This window comes from Sphingomonas sp. (assembly GCF_048594985.1).
Classification (GTDB): domain Bacteria; phylum Pseudomonadota; class Alphaproteobacteria; order Sphingomonadales; family Sphingomonadaceae; genus Sphingomonas_I.
In genome coordinates this window covers 1-1,613 of the sequence record NZ_JBMDXG010000196.1, presented here as the reverse complement: position 1 = coordinate 1,613, position 1,613 = coordinate 1, and the positions used below count along the sequence as shown (strand labels likewise).

Genomic DNA, 1,613 nt, shown 5'->3' with positions numbered 1-1,613 from the left:
GACATCGCCATCCTGAACCCGTTCGCGGGGATCGCTCCGGCATCGACGTCCGGTTGCGTCGTCAGGACATCGTAGAGCGGCGCCAGCCCGAAGCCGCCGCCGGGCCGCAGGAAAATACTGTAATTCTTGGCGTGACCATCCGTGGCGCCCATCAGCCAGAAGAGTACGGCCGCGGAGAGGACTTTCCCGACATCGCCGAAGGGATCGTCGCTGCCTTTGAGAAGATCGAGAATGTCCCGGATCCCTGGACCGCCTTCGGACTGGTACTTCAACGATGGTGGGACGGACAGCGCCTGGCAGAAGTCCTCCTGAGGAAGGCGGACGAGACGTCCGTCACGTGCCCAAGCCCGATCGAAACGCTCGACGACCAGGACGGGCAGGCCGAAGTCCATCATTTCCGCCTGTGCGACGGGAAGCCCGAACGCGGCCAGCAGCCGCAGACAGAGATATTCGTTGGCCACGCTGTCCGAGAGATCCATGCCGTTCGGGAGGCGGCCGATGCGTGGTTTCAGGATATGGGTCGTCGCGGTTGTCCCATGCGGCCGGTACCAGCGTCCGTCGCGCCGCAGAAGCGCGGTCTTCTCCTGCGCACCGGCCAGCGAGATGCGGAAATCGTTCTCGCGTCCCAGGCCAAGCGGGAAGCTGGCGAGGGTCGAGAGGATTTCGGCGATCTGGTCGTCGGAGATCTCGGTGGCGTCGATACCGCCTGCCGGTCCCGGCTCTTGGCCATCGGGGAGGAACTGCAGGGCGCCCACGCAGTCCCCGCCGATCGCCGCGAGCAGACTGTAGGCATCCGCCCCGGCGGCGCCGACCCGGCCGGCGATCCGCTGGCGGATCGCGCGATCGTCGGGGAGAAGGTTCTCGAAGACACTGATGACCGCCGCGCCGGAATAGGGCTCCTGGCGAAGCGGCAGCGAAAGCGAGGCCGGGAAAGCCGATGGACTGTCCAGCCAGGTCCCGTCGTAGCGAAAGCCGATCGCCCCTGAAGCCGCCCGATCGAGCCGGCCGACGAGTCGGCTGTTCTGAAAGACGGAAAGGGCGCTGTGGCGAGGCGCGCGGGCCATCAGATCAGCTTTTCGAGATCGTCGAGGTCCTTGGAGCGTGGGCGCAGCACCAGCTCAAGGTCGAGTGCCGCGAGCAGCGCCATTACGGTGCTCAGTTGTACCGCTGGTTCGCCCGCCTCGACGCGCGATACCGTCGCTTGCCGGAGATGGACGCGCTCGCCCAGCGTCGACTGCGACAGTCCGGCGCGTCGGCGCGCCCGCCGCAGCTCGGCGCCCATCTGTTTCTCGTTGCGAATGATCTGGCCAGCCATCGCATGATCATACGCGAATGCGGATAAATCGGCAATATACGCGACAGCGTATCAATTGAGGGCATACGCAATCGCGCATAAAATGCCAAAATACGCATTCGCGTATGCGATGCTACCGCCCGAACACTCCGTTGAGGATCACGTCCTCCAGCGCGCGGGTGGCCGTTTCGAAATGGCGGTCGTCTTCGGCGCGGTCGCCGAGGACGGCGCGGACCTGGATCTCGAAATCGGCATAGTGCTGCGTCGTCGCCCAGACCATGAAGATGAGATGGTGGGGATCGACCGGCGCCATGCGGCC

The 1,613-nt window shown here is 65.2% G+C and carries 3 protein-coding genes; all 3 read right to left on the bottom strand.

The features are described from left to right. Positions 1-1,064, bottom strand: a 1,064-nt coding sequence (locus ACOJSF_RS07475; protein ID WP_420141587.1) for a HipA domain-containing protein, incomplete at its 3' end; no start/stop codon positions are given. Then, the gene (locus ACOJSF_RS07470; RefSeq protein ID WP_420141586.1) at positions 1,064-1,315 is read right to left on the bottom strand and encodes a helix-turn-helix domain-containing protein; all 252 of its coding nucleotides are present in this window, start codon (positions 1,313-1,315) and stop codon (positions 1,064-1,066) included. The genes ACOJSF_RS07475 and ACOJSF_RS07470, both read right to left, overlap by 1 nt. A gap of 112 nt (positions 1,316-1,427) precedes the next feature. Continuing rightward, positions 1,428-1,613, bottom strand: a 186-nt coding sequence (locus tag ACOJSF_RS07465; RefSeq protein ID WP_420141585.1) for a TetR family transcriptional regulator C-terminal domain-containing protein, incomplete at its 5' end; no start/stop codon positions are given.

Bases quoted from the DNA above. Each gene is read 5' to 3' on its own strand.
- ACOJSF_RS07470 (WP_420141586.1), bottom strand. From the start codon at position 1,315: ATGGCTGGCCAGATCATTCGCAACGAGAAACAGATGGGCGCCGAGCTG.